The organism is Oryzihumus sp., from assembly GCF_054325275.1.
In genome coordinates this window covers 1-6,578 of the sequence record NZ_JBTCWL010000115.1, presented here as the reverse complement: position 1 = coordinate 6,578, position 6,578 = coordinate 1, and the positions used below count along the sequence as shown (strand labels likewise).

Sequence of the window (6,578 nt, the reverse complement as noted above, 5' to 3'; positions counted from 1 at the left end):
ACCAAAGGAAATTCGTCCGACATCCACAAGGACGCCGGGACGAGGTAATTGGCATCGATTTTTGGCACGCTGTTGAGTTCTCAAGGACCGGACGCGCACCATCACCAGACACTCAAGCCTGGATCCGGGGCTACCGTTCGTTTGGTGTCGGCCTCCGCGCCCTGCGGCGTCCGGGCCAACTTCTCCACTGTATCAGGCTCTCGAGCCGATCCCGAACCCCGCTGCGGGCTCCGGGCAGCCCCGGCGAACCGGAGCCTTGCGGTGGAGTGTCAATCCCCGGGACCGGCCTACTTCGCGCGGCGCTTGCGCTCCGCTGCGGTGGTGTCCGTTCCTCCCTGTCGGGCTGACGTCGAGAACTTTACGGTCCTCCTTGCCGGATCAACAAATCCGCTGGTCAGCGCACCGACGCCCCCTCCGGAGGGTGCCGGAGAGGGCGTCAGCGTGCAGCGTCATCGAGCCGGCAGCACCGGCAGCCGAGCTGTCAGCTCGAGAGCCGGGCCGCGGCCAGGGACTTGCGGCCCCGGCGCAGCAGCGCGACCTGGCCGTGCAGGAAGTCGCCCTCCCCCAGCACCGCGTCCTCATCGGTCACCTTGACGTTGTTGACCGAGGCGCCTCCCTCACCGATCACCCGACGCGCGGCCTTGCGACCGTCGACCAGACCGGTCGCCACCAGGGCGTCGACCACCGAGTCACCGACGGCGACCGTGCCACCGGGCAGCTCGGCCGTCGCATCGGCCAGGGTCCGGGCGTCCAGGGCCGTGAGGTCACCCTTGCCGAAGAGCGCCTCGCTGGCCGCCCTCACGGCGGCCGTCGCCTCGGCCCCGTGCACGAGCGTGGTCACGTCGGCCGCCAGCGCCTTCTGCGCCTCGCGCGCGAAGGGCCGCTCCGCCACCGCCTTCTCCAGCTCGTCGATCTCCTCCCTGGTCCGGTCGGTGAAGACCTTCAGGTAGCTGATCACCGAGGCGTCGTCGGCGTTGATCCAGAACTGGTAGAAGGCGTACGGCGAGGTCATCTCCGGGTCCAGCCACACCGTGCCGCCCTCGGTCTTGCCGAACTTCGTGCCGTCGGCCTTGGTGACCAGCGGTGTCGTCAGCAGGTGCACCGAGGCGTGCTCGGCCCGGTGGATCAGGTCGACCCCCGCGGTGAGGTTGCCCCACTGGTCGATGCCGCCCGTCTGCAGCGTGCACCCGTGGTCGCGGTACAGGTGCAGGAAGTCCATGCCCTGCAGGATCTGGTAGCTGAACTCGGTGTAGCTGATGCCGTCCTGGCTGTTCAGCCGGGCCGACACCGCGTCCTTCTTGATCATCGCGTTGACCCGGAAGTGCTTGCCGATGTCCCGCAGGAAGTCGATCGCCGACATCGGCGCGGTCCAGTCGAGGTTGTTGACCATGACCGCCGGGTTGTCGCCGTCGAAGTCCAGGAACGGGTGCACCTGCACCTTGATCCGCTCGACCCACTCGGCCACCGTCTCGCGCGGGTTGAGCTGGCGCTCGGCGGTCGGCTTCGGGTCACCGACCAGACCGGTCGATCCGCCCACGAGGCACAGCGGCTTGTGGCCGGCCCGCTGCAGGTGCCGCATGACGATCAGCTGCACCAGGTTGCCCATGTGCAGGCTCGGCGCGGTCGGGTCGAAGCCGCAATAGAACGTGATCGGCCCGTCGGCGAGTGCTTCGCGCAGCGAGTTCTCGTCGGTGGTCTGCGCCACCAACCCTCGCCACTGCAGCTCGTCGAGGATGTCGCTCACGGTGCTTCGTTCCCTTCTGTGGTCCGACCCGGCCGGACGCCGGTCAGGTCACAGCCTGCCCTACGACGCGTCGGGCCGGCGACGCGGTTTGCCCGGACGGTACGCCGAGACGCTCGCCTCCCCCTCCACCCAGAACCGCCAGGGGTATGCCGTGCCGTCGCCACCGGCCCCGCTGACGCCGACCCGCGGACCGGTCCGCACGCGGTGAACCTCCACCGCACCGACCCGCGGTCCGACGACCACCGGCGAGTCGGGGGCACACACGTCGAGGCCGTCCTGGTCGCCGGACAGCGCCAGCGTCGTGGCCAGCCGCGCCGGGCCGCGGGCCCAGTCCCGGCGGGCGATCCCGGCGCGCCGGTCGGCGGCCACGTCCTCACCGGCGACGACCTCGCCGGCCCGCAGCAGCACCGCGCTGGCGTGACCCTCGGGGCCGCAGACGAGGTTGGCGCACCAGTGCATGCCGTAGGTGAAGTAGACGTACAGGCCACCGGGGTGGCCGAACATCACCTGCGTGCGCGGGGTGGGCCCCCGGAAGGCGTGCGAGCCGGGGTCCTGCTCCCCCGCATACGCCTCGACCTCGGTGAGCCGCACGGTGACGCCGGCATGGGTGACGGTGCAGCCCAGCAGGTCGGGGGCCACGTCGAGCACCGGGCGGTCGAAGAACCCCCGGGGCAGCCGCTCCCCCGCCGCCGCGGTCAGTCGCGCCGGCGCCGGATCTTCGAACCGAGCCACACCAACGGATCGTACGAGTGGTCGACCACCCGCTCCTTGAGGGGGATCAGCGCGTTGTCGGTGATCTTGATGTGCTCCGGGCAGACCTCCGTGCAGCACTTGGTGATGTTGCACAGGCCGAGGCCGTGCTCGTGCTGGGCCGCCTCGCGCCGGTCGGCCTGGTCGAGCGGGTGCATGTCGAGCTCGGCGATGCGCATGAGGAAGCGCGGGCCGGCATACGCGGCCTTGTTGTCCTCGTGGTCGCGGATCACGTGGCAGACGTCCTGGCACAGGAAGCACTCGATGCACTTGCGGAACTCCTGCGAGCGCTCGACGTCGACCTGCTGCATCCGGTCGTCGCCGGGCGCGAGGTCGGCCGGCGGCGCGAACGCCGGCACGGCGCGGGCCTTCTCGTAGTTGAAGGAGACGTCGGTGACCAGGTCGCGCACCACCGGGAACGCGCGCAGCGGCGTCACCGTGACGGTCTCGCCCTCCTCGAAGGTGCTCATGCGGGTCATGCACATCAGCCGGGGCCGGCCGTTGATCTCCGCGCTGCACGAGCCGCACTTGCCCGCCTTGCAGTTCCAGCGGACGGCGAGGTCGGGCGCCTGCGTCGCCTGGAGCCGGTGGATGATGTCGAGGACCACCTCGCCCTCGTTGACCTCGACGGTGAAGTCGGCCAGGTCACCGCCGTCGGCGTCACCCCGCCAGACGCGAAAACGCCCGTCGTAGCTCATGACTCGCTCCCCTGCTCGGGAGAGGGCGCCGGGGCGTCGAGCACCGCCAGCTCCTCCTCGGTGAGGTACTTGGCCAGCTCCTTGCGGTCGAACAGCTCCAGCAGGTCGCGCCGGATCGCCGGCACCGGCTGGTGCGCGAGGTCGATCCCGCCGTCGACACGCTGGCTGCAGACGAGGTTGACCCCGCGCCAGGCCGGGTCCATCGACGGGTGGTCCTCGCGGGTGTGGCCGCCGCGGCTCTCGGTGCGCTCCAGCGCCGCGCGGGCGACGCACTCGCTGACCGCGAGCATGTTGCGCAGGTCGAGCGCGAGGTGCCAGCCAGGGTTGAACTGCCGGTGGCCCTCGACCCCGACGAGCGAGGCACGGCGGCGCAGCTCGGCCAGCCGCTCGAGCGCCTCGCGCATCTCACCCTCGCGCCGGATGATGCCGACCAGGTCGTTCATCGACTGCTGCAGCTCCTGGTGCAGCGTGTAGGGGTTCTCCCCGCCGTCGTTGCCGAACGGCGCCAGCGCCACCGTCGCGGCGGCGTCGAGGTCACCCTCGGAGACCGCAGGACGCTTGTCGCCCAACGACTCCAGGTATGCCGCGGCGCCTGCTCCCGCGCGCCGGCCGAAGACGAGCAGGTCGGACAGGGAGTTGCCGCCGAGGCGGTTCGAGCCGTGCATGCCGCCGGCCACCTCACCGGCCGCGAACAGGCCGGGGACGCGCGTGGCGGCAGTGTCGGCGTCGACCTCCACGCCGCCCATGACGTAGTGGCAGGTCGGGCCGACCTCCATCGGCTCGGCCGTGATGTCGACGTCGGCCAGCTCCTTGAACTGGTGGTGCATCGAGGGCAGCCGCCGGATGATCTCCTCGGCGGGCAGGCGGGTCGACACGTCGAGGAAGACCCCGCCGTGCGGCGTGCCACGGCCCTCCTTGACCTCGTTGTTGATCGCCCGCGCCACCTCGTCACGCGGCAGCAGCTCCGGCGGGCGCAGGTTGTTGTCGGGGTCCTTGTACCACCGGTCCGCCTCCTCCTCGGTGTCGGCGTACTGGCCGCGGAAGACGTCGGGCACGTAGTCGAACATGAACCGCTTGCCCTCGGAGTTGCGCAGCACGCCGCCGTCACCGCGCACCGACTCGGTGACGAGGATGCCCTTGACCGAGGGCGGCCAGACCATGCCCGTGGGGTGGAACTGGACGAACTCCATGTTGATCAGGGTGGCGCCCGCACGCAGGGCCAGGGCGTGGCCGTCGCCGGTGTACTCCCACGAGTTGCTGGTCACCTTGAACGACTTGCCGATGCCCCCGGTCGCCAGGATCACCGTCGGCGTCTCGAAGAGCACGAAGCGGCCGGACTCGCGCCAGTAGCCGAACGCACCGGAGACCGCCTCGCCGTCGAGCAGCAGGTCGGTGACCGTCAGCTCCGCGAACACCTTCAGCCGCGCCTCGGCATCGCCGCTCTCACGCTCGTCCTCCTGCTGCAGCGAGACGATCTTCTGCTGCAGGGTGCGGATGAGCTCCAGGCCGGTCCGGTCGCCGACGTGGGCCAGGCGGGGGTACTCGTGGCCACCGAAGTTGCGCTGGCTGATCCGGCCGTCGGCGGTGCGGTCGAACAGCGCGCCGTAGGTCTCCAGCTCCCACACCCGCTGCGGCGCCTCCCTGGCGTGCAGCTCGGCCATGCGGGGGTTGTTGAGGAACTTGCCGCCGCGCAGGGTGTCGCGGAAGTGCACCTGCCAGCTGTCGTTGCTGTTGACGTTGCCCATCGACGCGGCGATGCCGCCCTCGGCCATGACGGTGTGGGCCTTGCCGAACAACGACTTGCAGATGATCGCCGTGCGCAGGCCGTGCTCGCGCGCCTCGATGGCCGCGCGGAGCCCGGCGCCACCGGCACCGATCACCACGACGTCGTAGCTGTGGCGTTCCAGGTCCGTCACGTGCAGCCCCTCTGGTTGTGAGCGTGCGTCGGCGCGGTGGCCGGCGTCAGTTGATGAAGCGCAGGTCCGACAGCGAGCCCGAGGCGACCAGCGCGATGTAGGCGTCGGTCACCACCAGCGAGGCCAGCGTCGTCCAGGCCAGCCCCATGTGGTGGCGGTTGAGCCGCGACACCTGGCCCCACAGCCGGTAGCGCACCGGGTGCCTGCTGAAGTGGTTGAGGCGGCCGCCGATGATGCTGCGGCAGCTGTGGCAGGACAGCGTGTAGGCCCACAGCAGCACCACGTTGGCCAGCAGGATGACGTTGCCCAGGCCGAACCCGAACCCGCCGTCCTTGCCGTGGAAGGCGACCAGCGCGTCATACGTGTTGATTAGCGAGATGAGCACGGCGGCGTAGAAGAAGTAGCGGTGCAGGTTCTGGCCCAGCAGCGGGAAGCGCGTCTCGCCGGTGTAGCGCCCGTGGGGCTCGGCGACGGCGCACGCCGGCGGTGAGAGCCAGAACGAGCGGTAGTAGGCCTTGCGGTAGTAGTAGCAGGTGAGCCGGAACAGCAGCAGGAACGGCAGCGTGAGGATCGCGTAGGGCACCAGCGGCGGGAAGTCGCCGAACGGCGTGCCGAAGTGGCTCGAACCCGGCGCGCAGGAGGTCGACAGGCACGGCGAGGCGAACGGCGTGAGGTAGTGGTAGTCGGCCACCCAGTAGTTGACCTGGGACGCGGCGCGCACCGTGGCGTAGGCCAGCCAGGCGACGAGCCCGACGACGGTCAGGGTCGGCTGCACCCACCAGCGGTCGACCCGCAGCGTGCGCTGGTCGATCCGGGCCCGGCCCGGTGCGCCCACGCCGGGGCGCAGGTCTGCCCCCGCCATGCCTCAGCGCCCCGGACGGGGGCCGGCGGCCTCGTCGTCGGCCTCGGCCCACAGCGAGGGGTCGTACTCCTCGTCGGGGATGTAGATGATCTCCCCGGGCTGGCCCTGCGGGAGCCGCTCGTGGCTGGCCTGGGCGATGAGGTTGAGGTCGGCGATGACCCGTCCCACGTCGTCCTTGAGCCGGCGCACGTCGATCGTGTCGCCGAGCCGGCCGGCGAGGACCACCACCGACTCCCTCAGTGCCGCCGCGCGGTTGCCCGCCGCTGCCAGATCGTCGTGGACCGTCATGCGCACCTCTCCCTGAAGAGGGCCCGCTGTGTCGCGGGTCACAGGACCGCAGTCTGTCGCGCCGTCAGGCGCAGGTAAAGCAACTCCGGGTAAAGGGTGTGTCCGGGCGCCGCCCGGGGGCCGGAGACAGGACCTTGGGCACCCTCGGCGGCCGTCCGCCCACGCCACGCCCACGGGGCGGGCCGGTGAAACGGGAGGGGTGGGCATGGCCAGGGTCGAGGGAGGACGGTCATCAGGCGTCCGGTGGACGAGGTGGTCGGCTACGTCGCGGACGAACGCCACCAACCGGCATAGAACCCGCGGGGCGATGACGTTCGCCG

The 6,578-nt window shown here is 70.7% G+C and carries 6 protein-coding genes; all 6 read right to left on the bottom strand.

The genetic code is table 11. The features are described 5' to 3' along the window. Positions 1-481: 481 nt before the first annotated feature. Genes tyrS through ACXVGS_RS18495 form a run of 6 tightly spaced genes read right to left on the bottom strand, consistent with a single transcriptional unit; the run spans position 482 to position 6,258 of the window. Complete coding sequence (gene tyrS / locus ACXVGS_RS18520; protein ID WP_458530102.1) at positions 482-1,744, bottom strand: tyrosine--tRNA ligase; 1,263 nt, start codon at positions 1,742-1,744, stop codon at positions 482-484. Positions 1,745-1,804: 60 nt separating this feature from the next. After that, a complete protein-coding gene (locus ACXVGS_RS18515; RefSeq protein ID WP_458530101.1) occupies positions 1,805-2,476 on the bottom strand; it encodes a DNA-3-methyladenine glycosylase in 672 nt (223 codons plus the stop codon). Continuing rightward, entirely contained in the window at positions 2,440-3,192 is a 753-nt protein-coding gene (locus ACXVGS_RS18510) for a succinate dehydrogenase/fumarate reductase iron-sulfur subunit (protein ID WP_458537336.1), read from the bottom strand. Before ACXVGS_RS18510 ends, ACXVGS_RS18515 begins: the two co-directional genes overlap by 37 nt. Further along, the gene (locus tag ACXVGS_RS18505) at positions 3,189-5,108 is read right to left on the bottom strand and encodes a fumarate reductase/succinate dehydrogenase flavoprotein subunit (RefSeq protein WP_458533145.1); all 1,920 of its coding nucleotides are present in this window, start codon (positions 5,106-5,108) and stop codon (positions 3,189-3,191) included. Before ACXVGS_RS18505 ends, ACXVGS_RS18510 begins: the two co-directional genes overlap by 4 nt. Positions 5,109-5,154: 46 nt before the next feature. Beyond that, the gene (locus ACXVGS_RS18500; protein WP_141788662.1) at positions 5,155-5,970 is read right to left on the bottom strand and encodes a hypothetical protein; all 816 of its coding nucleotides are present in this window, start codon (positions 5,968-5,970) and stop codon (positions 5,155-5,157) included. Positions 5,971-5,973: 3 nt separating this feature from the next. Continuing rightward, a complete protein-coding gene (locus ACXVGS_RS18495; protein ID WP_141788663.1) occupies positions 5,974-6,258 on the bottom strand; it encodes a hypothetical protein in 285 nt (94 codons plus the stop codon). Positions 6,259-6,578: the final 320 nt, after the last annotated feature.